The following is an 11,004-nucleotide window of genomic DNA, read 5'->3' as shown; positions in this document are numbered from 1 at the left end:
GCCCAGGCGAACCCCACCCACACCAACCCCCACCCCGCCACAGCCACCCACAACAGCACCCGCCCAAGGGTCCGCAGCCACGGCACGTCCGCCACCACGCCAGTGGACAGCGTGGCCACCGCCGTCATGCCGAGCGGGAACACGGTGGCCCACCGCCGCACGTCGTAGTGGAAGCGCGGCCGGGCCACCTCCGCGGCGAGCAGCACCGCGTACCAGGCGAGCGAGAGCGCCAGCAGGACGAAGGTGAGGGTGCGCAGCGCGTCGTGGCCCCCGCCCGTCCACAGCGGCACGGCGGTCAGCTTGGAGGCGGCGAGCGCGGAGATGGCGAGCGCGCCGCCCGCCACCCAGTGGTCCCCGGCGCCCGTCAGGGTCTGCCGGAAGTCGAAGCGCAGCAGCGCGTAGGCGTACAGGAGCAGCCCCAGGGCGAAGCACGCGAGGGCCGCGTCGCCCAGCCAGTCACCCTCGCCAGCGAGGCACAGCGTGGCCGCGAGGACGGCGAGGCCCTGCGTCGCCACGCACACCAGGAAGACGCCGCCGGGCAGCCCCTGTCCCCAGTGCGGCCGGGGCACGTCCCGCCCCCAGTGCCGTACGACGGCGACGAGCAGCCCCGGCCACACGACCGCCGCAAGGACGAGCAGCGCGATCGCGAGGCCCTGCCAGTCCAGGAGCGAGAAGCGGGTGCCGAGGACCGCCGTCGCCGCGACCGCGGTGAGCGCGGGCGGGGTCACCGCCGCCGCCGTCCAGCGCGCACGGTCGCGCGCGAGCAGCGTCACGAAGTCGGCCGCGAGCAGCAGCCACACGAGGGCCGCGACGGTCAGCAGGATCTTGGACAGCACCTCGTGGCCGGTCAGATGCAGGCCGACGGAGATGATGCCGGTCGCCATCACACAGGCCCCGGCCGCCGGGGTGACCTCGTCCCACCACTGGTGTCTCACCCCGCCATGACAACCCGGACCCGGGCCCGCCACCACTTAGCCTAGGCCGAGCTGCGGACCCGCACGGCACGGCTTGGGATGGCGGTGTGACTGCCTCCACCGAACCGGACGCCCCGGGCGGCGGCCCCGACGTGCCGGGCGGCCCTGACGCCCCGGGCGGATTCGACGCCGCAGGGCCCGGCACCGCCGCCGAGCCCGCCGCCCTCCTCCTGAAGACCGGCCGCTTCCTGCGCCGGGGCGAGGCCGCGCCCGACCTGCACAGCGTCCGGATCGAGGGCGGCCGCGAGGGTGACGTCTTCTACCGGGACCGGTGGAGCCACGACAAGGTCGTCCACTCCACGCACGGCGTGAACTGCACCGGCTCCTGCCGCTGGAAGGTGTACGTCAAGGACGGCATCATCACCTGGGAGACGCAGGCCACGGACTACCCGACGGCGGGCCCCGACCGCCCCGAGTACGAGCCCCGCGGCTGCCCGCGCGGCGCCGCCTTCTCCTGGTACACGTACTCCCCGACCCGCGTGCGCCACCCCTACGTCAGGGGCGTGCTTCTCGATCTGTACCGGGAGGCCAAGCAGCGCCTCGGCGACCCCGTGCTCGCCTGGGCCGACATCCAGGCGGACCCCGAGCGGCGGCGGGCCTACCAGCGGGCGCGCGGCAAGGGCGGCCTGGTGCGGGCGAGTTGGGACGAGGCCGTCGAGATCATCGCGGCGGCCCACGTGCACACCATCAAGACGTACGGCCCCGACCGGGTCGCGGGCTTCTCGCCGATCCCCGCCATGTCGATGGTGTCGCACGCGGCCGGGGCCCGCTTCATGTCGCTGATCGGCGCGCCCATGCTGTCGTTCTACGACTGGTACGCGGACCTGCCGGTCGCGTCCCCGCAGGTCTTCGGCGACCAGACGGACGTGCCGGAGTCCGGCGACTGGTGGGACGCGGCCTACCTGATCATGTGGGGCTCGAACGTCCCCGTGACGCGGACGCCCGACGCGCACTGGATGACGGAGGCGCGCTACCGGGGCCAGAAGGTCGTGGTGGTCGCCCCGGACTACGCCGACAACGCCAAGTTCGCGGACGAGTGGCTGCACCCGCACCCCGGCACGGACGGCGCGCTCGCCCTCGGCATGGGCCACGTCATCCTGCGCGAGTGTTTCGTCGAACGGCGCGTGCCGTTCTTCGACGACTACGTACGCCGCTTCACCGACCTGCCCTTCCTGGTGACCCTGACGGAGCGCGACGGGGCGTACGTGCCAGGGAAGTTCGTGCGCGCCGCCGACCTCGGCGACACCGGGGAGGGCGCCGAGTGGAAGACGGCCGTGCTCGACGAGGCGACCGGGCGGCCCGTCGTCCCCGGCGGCTCGCTGGGCTTCCGCTGGACGGAGTCCGGCAAGGGCAGGTGGAACCTGGACCTGGGGGACGTACGGCCGCGCCTTTCGCTGTACGAGGAGGACGCGCGCGGGGTCGAGGTGCTCCTTCCGCGCTTCGACACCGAGGGCGGCACGCACGGGCAGGGGCGGGGCGACGTGCTGCGGCGCGGGGTGCCCGCGATCCGGCTCGCGGGGCCGGGAAGTCCGCTGGTCACCACGGTCTTCGACCTGCTGCTCGCGCAGTACGGCGTGGGGCGCGAAGGGCTCGCGGGGGACTGGCCGTCCTCGTACGACGACGCCTCCGCGCCCGGCACCCCCGCCTGGCAGGAGGCGCACACCTCCGTCCCGGCCGCCAAGTGCGCGCGGATCGCCCGGGAGTTCGCGGCGACCGCCGAGAAGTCCAAGGGCCGCTGCATGATCCTCATGGGCGCGGGCACCAACCACTGGTTCCACTCCGAGACCATCTACCGGTCCTTCCTCGCCCTGCTCCAGCTCACCGGCTGCCAGGGCCGCAACGGCGGCGGCTGGGCGCACTACGTCGGCCAGGAGAAGTGCCGTCCCGCGACCGGCTGGGCCACCCTCGCGGGCGCCGGCGACTGGTCGCGCCCGCCGCGCCAGATGATCGGCTCGGCGTACTGGTTCCTCAACACCGACCAGTGGCGCTACGACACCTTCGGCGCCGACGTGCTCGCCTCACCGCTCGGCGAGGGCCGGTTCAAGGGCATGACGGCGGCGGACTGCCTGGCGCAGGCGACCCGGTCGGGCTGGATGCCGTCGTACCCGACCTTCGACCGGAACCCCCTCGACCTGGGTGAGGGCGACGACCCGGTGACGGCGGCCGTGGACCAACTGCGGTCCGGGGAGCTGAAGTTCGCCTGCGAGGACCCCGACGCGCCGGAGAACTGGCCGCGCGTCCTCACCCTGTGGCGGGCCAACCTCCTCGGCTCCTCCGCCAAGGGCGCCGAGTACTTCACCAAGCATCTGCTGGGCACTCACTCGTCCCTGCGTGCCCAGGAGGCCCCGGCCGGGGCGCGCCCGCGTGACGTCACCTGGCACGAGCGGGCCCCGGAGGGAAAGCTCGACCTGCTCCTGTCCCTGGACTTCCGCATGACGTCCTCGACGCTCCTGTCCGACATCACGCTCCCGGCCGCCACCTGGTACGAGAAGCACGACCTGTCGACCACCGACATGCACCCCTTCGTGCACGCCTTCACCCCCGCCGTCGATCCGCCCTGGCAGGCCCGCACCGACTTCGACGCCTTCCGCGCCATCGCCGACCGGCTCAGCGAGCTCGCCGCCGACCACCTCGGCACCCGCAAGGACCTGGTCGCCACCGCCCTCCAGCACGACACCCCCGGTGAGATCGCCCAGCCCGGCGGCGTCGCCCTGGACTGGCGGCGCGGCGAGTGCGAGCCCGCGCCGGGGAAGACCATGCCCGCCCTGACCGTCGTCGAGCGCGACTACACCGCGATCGGCGCCAAGTTCGCCGCCCTCGGCCCGCTGGTGGAACAGCTCGGCCTGCCCGCGAAGGGCATCGCCCTGCACCCCGACGAGGAGGTCGAGTCGCTACGGGCCCTCAATGGCGTCGTACGCGAAGGGCCCGCCGCAGGCCGCCCCCGCCTGGACACCGCAGTGAAGGCCGCGAACACCATCCTCGCCCTGTCCGGCACCACCAACGGCCGCCTCGCCACCCAGGGCTTCCGCACCCTGGAGGCGCGCACCGGCCAGGAGATGGCGCACCTCGCCGCCGAACACGAGGGCAAGCGCGTCAGCTACGCCGACACGCAGGCCGCGCCCGTTCCCGTGATCACCTCGCCGGAGTGGTCAGGCAGCGAGTCCGGCGGCCGCCGCTACACCGCCTTCACCCTCAACACCGAGCACCTCAAGCCCTGGCACACCCTCACCGGGCGCCAGCACTTCTTCCTCGACCACGACTGGATCCACGAGCTGGGCGAAGCCCTGCCCGTGTACCGGCCGCCGCTCGACATGCACCGCCTCTTCGGCGAACCGCGCCTCGGGCCCGACGGGGAACGGGAGGTGACGGTCCGCTACCTCACCCCGCACAACAAGTGGTCCATCCACTCCGAGTACCAGGACAACCTGTTCATGCTGTCGCTGTCCCGGGGCGGCCAGGTCATCTGGATGTCCCCGGCCGACGCGGCGGCCATCGGCGTCCAGGACAACGACTGGATCGAGGCGGTCAACAGGAACGGAGTGGTGGCGGCCCGCGCCGTCGTCTCGCACCGCATGCCGACCGGCACCGTCTACATGCACCACGCGCAGGAACGCACCGTGAACGTCCCCAAGGCGGAGACGACCGGCAAACGCGGCGGCATCCACAACTCCCTGACCCGCCTCCTCCTCAAGCCCACCCACCTCATCGGCGGCTACGCCCAGCTCTCCTGGGCCTTCAACTACCTGGGCCCGACGGGCAACCAGCGCGACGAGGTCACCGTGATCCGCCGCAGGACCGAGCAGGAGGTGACGTACTAGCCATGCGGGTACTCGCACAGATCGCGATGGTCATGAACCTCGACAAGTGCATCGGCTGCCACACCTGCTCCGTCACCTGCAAACAGACGTGGACCAACCGCTCCGGCATGGAGTACGTCTGGTTCAACAACGTCGAGACCCGCCCGGGCCAGGGCTATCCGCGCCGCTACGAGGACCAGGACAAGTGGCGCGGCGGCTGGGAGCTGAACCGGCGCGGCGCCCTGAAGCTCAAGTCCGGCGGCCGCTTCCACGCCCTCGCCACGATCTTCTCCAACCCGGTCCTGCCCGAGATCAAGGACTACTACGAGCCCTGGACCTACGAGTACAGGAACCTCACCGACGCGCCCCTCGGCGAGGACTACCCGGTCGCGGAGCCCCGCTCCCTGCTCACCGGCAAGCCCATGAAGATCGAGTGGAGCTCGAACTGGGACGACAACCTGGGCGGCGGCGCGCCCGGCGTCGACGCGGACCCGATGGTGGAGCGCGCACGCGACCAGGCCCGCGACCAGGCCCGGGGGACCGCCGACCGGCTCTCCCGCGAGATCCGCGCCACCTTCGAAGAGACCTTCATGTTCTATCTGCCGCGCATCTGCGAGCACTGCCTGAACCCGGCGTGCGTGGCGGCCTGCCCGTCCGGCGCGATGTACAAGCGGGCGGAGGACGGCATCGTCCTCGTCGACCAGGACGGCTGCCGGGGCTGGCGCAAATGCGTGACGGGCTGCCCGTACAAGAAGGTCTACTTCAACCACCGCACCGGCAAGGCCGAGAAGTGCACGCTCTGCTACCCGCGCCTGGAGGTCGGCCTGCCGACGGTCTGCTCCGAGACGTGCGTGGGCCGCCTGCGCTACCTCGGCGTGGTCCTCTACGACGCCGACAAGGTCACCGCAGCCGCCTCGACACCCTCCGAACAGGACCTGTACGAGGCCCAGTTGGGCGTCTTCCTCGACCCGTCCGATCCCGACGTGCGGCGCGCGGCCGAGCGCGACGGCGTCCCGCACGACTGGATCGAGGCCGCCCGCCGCTCACCCGTGCACGCCCTGATCAGCACCTACCGCGTCGCGCTCCCGCTGCACCCGGAGTACCGCACCCTGCCCATGGTCTGGTACGTCCCGCCGCTGTCCCCGGTCGTGGAGGCCCTCGCCGGGACCGGGCACGACGGGGAGGACGCGGGCAACCTCTTCGGCGCCATCGACACCCTGCGGATCCCCCTCGAATACCTCGCGGAACTCTTCACCGCCGGGGACGTCGGACCGGTGCGGGCCGCACTCGAACGGCTCGCGGCGATGCGGTCGTACATGCGGAGCGTCAACCTGGGCGACCCGCCGGACTGTTCGGCCGTCGAGGCGGTCGGCATGACGGGCCCCGGAGTCGAGGACATGTACCGGCTCCTGGCCATCGCCAAGTACGACGAGCGGTACGTCATCCCGACGGCGGCCCTGGCGGACGCGCGGCGCCTGGAGGAGTCGGCGGTGCCGGACGGCTGCTCGCTGGACGCGGCGGGCGGTCCTGGGATGGGCGGCCCTGGGATGGGCGGGCCCGGGCCCTTCGGGGACGACTCGGGGACCCACAACGGCCTGCCCCTCGTCACCATCGAGAACTTCCACGCCTCCCGGGGCCGCCAGACCGCGGACACCCCGGAGCCGGGGGAGGAGGGCCGGTGACCGCGCACGCCGCGCTGTACCAGGGCGCCGCGCACTGCCTCTGCTACCCGGACGAGCGGACCCGCGCCCACTTCCCCCTGGTCCGCGCGGCCGTCCCGGAGCTGGCCGCCTTCCTGGACCACGCCGAGTCCGCCTCCCCGACGGCCCTCGCCGAGGACTACGTCCGCACCTTCGACTTCAAGAACCGCCACAGCCTGTACCTGAGCTGGTGGGCCGACGGCGACACCCGCCGCCGGGGCGCGTCCCTGGTCGCCTTCAAGGAGACGTACCGCGCCCAGGCTTTGGAGCCGACCGGCGAGGAACTCCCCGACCACCTCCCCACGGTCCTCGAATTCACCGCCGCCACCGGCTCCCCGGACCTGCTCCTGACCCACCGCGCGGGCCTCGAACTCCTCCGCATCGCCCTCACCGAGCACGGCACCCCTTACGCCTCGGTCCTCGACGCGGTCTGCCGCACCCTCCCCGGCCCCTCGCCCAAGGACCGTGCGGCGGCCCGCGCCCTGGCCCGCACGGGCCCGCCCACCGAGACGGTCGGAGTCGACTGATGCACACCTTCATCTGGGCGGTCCTGCCCTACGTGGCCCTGACCCTGCTGGTCGCGGGCACGATCTGGCGCTACCGCTACGACAAGTTCGGGTGGACGACGCGTTCCTCACAGGTGTACGAGTCGAAGCTCCTGAACATCGCGTCCCCCGCCTTCCACTACGGCATCCTCTTCGTCCTCGTCGGCCATGTGATGGGCCTGTTCATCCCGGAGTCGTGGACGAACGCGGTCGGCCTGAAGGAGCACGGATACCACCTGCTGTCGTTGTTCGGCGGCACGGCGGCCGGGGTCCTCGCGGTGGCGGGCATCGCCCTGCTCCTCTACCGCAGGCGCACGAACACGCCGGTATTCCGGGCGACCACCCGCAACGACAAGCTCATGTACGCGGTGCTGCTCGCCGCGATCGTCATGGGCATGTGGGCCAAGCTCACGAACTCCTCGGTGAGCGAGGGCTACAACTACCGCGAATCCATCGCCCCGTGGGCCCGCAGCCTCTTCACGCTCCGCCCGGACGTCGACGCGATGACGGGCGTCCCCCTGACCTTCCAGCTCCATGCGGTGATCGGCATGACCCTGATCGCACTGGTGCCCTTCACCCGCCTGATCCACATGTTCAGCGCGCCGGTGCAGTATCTGTTCCGGCCTTATGTGGTGTATCGGAGCCGAACCCCGGACACGGTGGCCACGCGCAAGGAACGCCGGGGGTGGGAGCGGGTGGACTAGCCCTTGCCCGCTGTGAGGATGGCCGTCACGTCCAGCGAGACCTTGGCACCGAGCGAGTCGGGGAGGGCGACCGTCTGACCAGGGGCATGGACCTGGTGGTTGGCGTAGCCGCCGGCCGCCGGGTCGGTGAGGACGTGGAGCCGCTGGTGCTTGCGGTCGACGATGACGTAGACAGGGATCTTGGCCTCGGCGTACGCGGAGACTTTGGTGCGCAGGTCCGCCTGGTAGTTGCTGGAGGTGACTTCCAGGACAAGGCGGAAGACGGCTGGGTCGTAGCAGCCGTTCTCGATGTAATGATCCCGGTAGTCGGCGTCTACCACCGACAAGTCGGGGATCGCGTGGTCCTCAGCGCCGGTGGGCAGCCACACGCCGAACGCCTGCATCACCCTTGAGTCTGTGGAGTGCAACCCCGCCGAGATGAACGGCAACATGAGGTCCGTCAGGACGTCGGCATGGGGGCCGTCTGCGGGCGGGCTCACGAGGATCTGGCCTCCGATGATCTCGACGCGGTAGCCCGGATTGCGGTCCCTGAGCCGGTTGGCCTCAGCGATCAGAGGTCGGTCGTCATGCGGCTGCTCGACGGATGCTGCGGACATCGCGTGCCTCCTGTGGGCTGGTGTCGAGAGCATCATCGTAGGACGAACCAGGCCCGGGCGTCCGGAGCCGAATCGTTCACCAGAACGAGTGAGGGCCCCGCACCCCGGTGTGGAACCGGGAAGCGGGGCCCTCACTGCGAGCCGAGCCGGAGGCTAGAAGCGGCGCGTGATCAGCGCCCGCTTCACCTCCTGGATCGCCTTCGTGACCTCGATGCCACGCGGGCACGCGTCCGTGCAGTTGAACGTCGTGCGGCAGCGCCACACGCCGTCCTTGTCGTTCAGGATCTCCAGGCGCTGCTCACCGGCCTCGTCGCGCGAGTCGAAGATGAAGCGGTGCGCGTTGACGATCGCGGCCGGGCCGAAGTACTGGCCGTCGTTCCAGAAGACCGGGCAGGACGACGTGCACGCGGCGCACAGGATGCACTTCGTGGTGTCGTCGAAGCGCTCGCGGTCCTCGGGGGACTGGAGGCGCTCGCGCGTCGGCTCGTTGCCCGTGGTGACCAGGAAGGGCATCACGTCGCGGTAGGCCTGGAAGAACGGCTCCATGTCCACGACGAGGTCCTTGAGGACCGTCAGGCCCTTGATGGGCTCGACCGTGATCGGCTTGGCCGGGTTGATGTCCTTGATCAGGGTCTTGCAGGCAAGGCGGTTCTTGCCGTTGATGCGCATGGCGTCCGAGCCGCAGATGCCGTGCGCGCAGGAGCGGCGGAACGTCAGGGTGCCGTCCAGGTCCCACTTGATCTTGTGGAGGCCGTCGAGGACGCGCTCCTTGGGGTCGATCTCCAGCTGGAAGTCTTCCCAGACCGCGTCCGCCGAGATCTCCGGGTTGAAGCGGCGGATCCGGAAGGTGACGGTGATGAGGTGGGACGAGGCCGCGGCTTCCGCCTCGACCTTGTCCATCGTCGGAGTTGCCATCAGTACTTACGCTCCATCGGCTGGTAGCGGGTCTGGACGACCGGCTTGTAGTCGAGGCGGATCGAGTCCTTGCCGTCGTCGGCGACCTCGCGGTACGCCATGGTGTGGCGCATGAAGTTGACGTCGTCGCGGTTGGGGTAGTCCTCGCGGTAGTGGCCGCCGCGGGACTCCTTGCGGGCGAGGGCCGAGACCGCCATGACCTCGGCGAGGTCGAGCAGGTTGCCCAGCTCGATTGCCTCAAGGAGGTCGGTGTTGAAGCGCTTGCCCTTGTCCTGGACCGAGACGTTCTTGTAGCGCTCGCGCAGCTCGGCGATCTTCTCGACGGCCGTCTTGATGGTCTGCTCCGTACGGAACACCATCACGTTGGCGTCCATCGTCTCCTGGAGCTCCTTGCGGATGTCCGCGACGCGCTCCGTGCCGGTGGAGTCGCGCAGCTGCTCCACCAGGGAGACCACGAGCTCCGCCGGGTTCTCCGGCAGCTCGACGAAGTCGGCCTTCTCGGAGTACTCGGCGGCGGCGATGCCCGCGCGGCGGCCGAAGACGTTGATGTCCAGGAGCGAGTTGGTGCCGAGGCGGTTGGCGCCGTGCACCGAGACACAGGCGACCTCGCCGGCGGCGTACAGGCCCGGGACGACGGTGGTGTTGTCGGACAGGACCTCGCCCTCGACGTTCGTCGGGATGCCGCCCATGGCGTAGTGCGCGGTGGGCTGGATCGGGATCGGGTCCGTGTAGGGCTCGATGCCGAGGTACGTGCGCGCGAACTCGGTGATGTCCGGGAGCTTGGCGTCCAGCTGCTCCGGCGGGAGGTGCGTCAGGTCGAGGTAGACGTGGTCGCCCTCGGGACCGCAGCCGCGGCCCTCGCGGATCTCCGTGTAGATGGAGCGCGAGACGACGTCACGGGACGCGAGGTCCTTCATGACCGGCGCGTACTTCTCCATGAAGCGCTCGCCGTCCTTGTTGCGGAGGATGCCGCCCTCACCGCGGGCGCCCTCCGTGAGCAGGATGCCCATGCGCCAGATGCCGGTCGGGTGGAACTGGAAGAACTCCATGTCCTCAAGGGGCAGACCGCGCCGGTAGCAGGCCGCCTGGCCGTCACCGGTGAGGGTGTGCGCGTTGGAGGTCACCTTGAAGAACTTGCCGGTGCCGCCCGAGGCGTAGATGACGGCCTTCGCCTGGAAGACGTGGATCTCACCGGTGGCCAGCTCGTACGCGACGACGCCCGCCGACTTCCTGACGCCGTCCTCCTCCACGATGAGCTGATCGAGGACGTAGAACTCGTTGAAGAACTCCACACCCTCCTTGATGCAGTTCTGGTAGAGGGTCTGGAGGATCATGTGGCCGGTGCGGTCGCCCGAGTAGCAGGATCGGCGGACCGGGGCCTCGCCGTGGTTGCGGGAGTGACCGCCGAACCGGCGCTGGTCGATCTGGCCCTCGGGCGTGCGGCCGAATGGCAGGCCCATCTTCTCGAGGTCGAGGACCGCGTCGATGGCCTCCTTCGCCAGGATCTCGGCGGCGTCCTGGTCGACCAGGTAGTCACCGCCCTTGATCGTGTCGAAGGTGTGCCACTCCCAGTTGTCCTCCTCCACGTTGGCGAGCGCGGCGGCCATGCCGCCCTGCGCCGCGCCCGTGTGGGAACGCGTGGGGTAGAGCTTGGTGAGCACGGCGGTGCGGCTGCGCTTCGTCGCCTCGATGGCGGCGCGCATGCCGGCGCCGCCCGCGCCGACGATGACGGTGTCGTACTTGTGGATCTTCATGGGTGGTTACCTCAGCCCC

The 11,004-nt window shown here is 70.6% G+C and carries 8 protein-coding genes; 4 read left to right on the top strand and 4 right to left on the bottom strand.

Translation table 11 applies throughout. From position 1 onward, the window contains the following. Positions 1–884: tellurite resistance/C4-dicarboxylate transporter family protein (locus tag OO63_RS33005; RefSeq protein ID WP_063750484.1), on the bottom strand; the 884-nt coding region annotated here is incomplete at its 3' end. Positions 885–1,144: 260 nt separating this feature from the next. On the opposite strand from OO63_RS33005, the gene OO63_RS33000 reads away from it, so the two are divergent. The 4 genes from OO63_RS33000 to narI are packed head-to-tail and all read left to right on the top strand — an operon-like array spanning position 1,145 to position 7,720. Beyond that, a complete protein-coding gene (locus tag OO63_RS33000; protein ID WP_051811409.1) occupies positions 1,145–4,792 on the top strand; it encodes a nitrate reductase subunit alpha in 3,648 nt (1,215 codons plus the stop codon). Between the two features lie 2 nt (positions 4,793–4,794). Beyond that, positions 4,795–6,453: a nitrate reductase subunit beta gene (gene narH, locus OO63_RS32995; RefSeq protein ID WP_030363058.1), complete on the top strand. Its 1,659-nt coding sequence runs from the start codon at positions 4,795–4,797 to the stop codon at positions 6,451–6,453. Beyond that, positions 6,450–6,998, top strand: a complete 549-nt coding sequence (gene narJ / locus OO63_RS32990) for a nitrate reductase molybdenum cofactor assembly chaperone (RefSeq protein WP_030363057.1) — start codon at positions 6,450–6,452, stop codon at positions 6,996–6,998. Before narH ends, narJ begins: the two co-directional genes overlap by 4 nt. After that, positions 6,998–7,720 (top strand): respiratory nitrate reductase subunit gamma, encoded by a 723-nt coding sequence (narI, locus tag OO63_RS32985; protein ID WP_030363056.1) that lies wholly within the window; start codon positions 6,998–7,000, stop codon positions 7,718–7,720. The genes narJ and narI overlap by 1 nt, the downstream gene beginning before the upstream one ends. Here the strand turns inward: narI and OO63_RS32980 are convergent. The 3 genes from OO63_RS32980 to sdhA all read right to left on the bottom strand — a co-directional run bounded on the left by OO63_RS32980 (position 7,717) and on the right by sdhA (position 10,985). Further along, a complete protein-coding gene (locus OO63_RS32980) occupies positions 7,717–8,316 on the bottom strand; it encodes a Uma2 family endonuclease (RefSeq protein ID WP_030363055.1) in 600 nt (199 codons plus the stop codon). The genes narI and OO63_RS32980 overlap by 4 nt on opposite strands. Before the next feature lie 153 nt (positions 8,317–8,469). After that, positions 8,470–9,231, bottom strand: a complete 762-nt coding sequence (locus tag OO63_RS32975; protein WP_030363054.1) for a succinate dehydrogenase iron-sulfur subunit — start codon at positions 9,229–9,231, stop codon at positions 8,470–8,472. Then, the gene (gene sdhA / locus OO63_RS32970) at positions 9,231–10,985 is read right to left on the bottom strand and encodes a succinate dehydrogenase flavoprotein subunit (RefSeq protein WP_030363053.1); all 1,755 of its coding nucleotides are present in this window, start codon (positions 10,983–10,985) and stop codon (positions 9,231–9,233) included. The genes OO63_RS32975 and sdhA overlap by 1 nt, the downstream gene beginning before the upstream one ends. Positions 10,986–11,004 lie beyond the last annotated feature (19 nt).

The sequence above is a fragment of the Streptomyces alboflavus genome (genome assembly GCF_000716675.1).
Classification (GTDB): Bacteria; Actinomycetota; Actinomycetes; order Streptomycetales; family Streptomycetaceae; genus Streptomyces; species Streptomyces alboflavus.
The sequence above is the reverse complement of the archived record's forward strand: the minus strand, read 5'-3'. Positions and strand labels throughout refer to the sequence as shown.

Bases quoted from the DNA above. Each gene is read 5' to 3' on its own strand.
- sdhA (WP_030363053.1), bottom strand. From the start codon at position 10,985: ATGAAGATCCACAAGTACGACACCGTCATCGTCGGCGCGGGCGGCGCC.
- OO63_RS32975 (WP_030363054.1), bottom strand. From the start codon at position 9,231: ATGGCAACTCCGACGATGGACAAGGTCGAGGCGGAAGCCGCGGCCTCG.
- narH (WP_030363058.1), top strand. From the start codon at position 4,795: ATGCGGGTACTCGCACAGATCGCGATGGTCATGAACCTCGACAAGTGC.
- OO63_RS32980 (WP_030363055.1), bottom strand. From the start codon at position 8,316: ATGTCCGCAGCATCCGTCGAGCAGCCGCATGACGACCGACCTCTGATC.
- narI (WP_030363056.1), top strand. From the start codon at position 6,998: ATGCACACCTTCATCTGGGCGGTCCTGCCCTACGTGGCCCTGACCCTG.